At 56.9% G+C, this 216-nt stretch carries 1 protein-coding gene; it reads right to left on the bottom strand.

Annotated features, from left to right (window positions below; all coding sequences use genetic code 11):
* On the bottom strand, positions 1-216 hold a 216-nt coding region (locus tag FSO04_RS46205; RefSeq protein WP_174825364.1), incomplete at both ends, for a transposase.

The following is a 216-nucleotide window of genomic DNA, read 5'->3' on the forward strand; positions in this document are numbered from 1 at the left end:
TCCAGGCCTTGATCGTGCCGAAGGGATGCTCGACTGTCTGTCGTCGAATGCGCATCATGTCCGGGGCAAGATCAAGCCGGACCTGCATATCTTCGAGCAATCCTTCGTGCTCCCAGCGCGTTACCCGGCGTTCGGTGCTCGGAGTGCATTTGTCTTTCAACGAGCACTGTTGGCACTGCGAACTCCAGTAGCGATCAAACTTCAGGCTACGTTCGG

The sequence above is a fragment of the Paraburkholderia madseniana genome (assembly GCF_009690905.1).
GTDB lineage: Bacteria > Pseudomonadota > Gammaproteobacteria > Burkholderiales > Burkholderiaceae > Paraburkholderia > Paraburkholderia madseniana.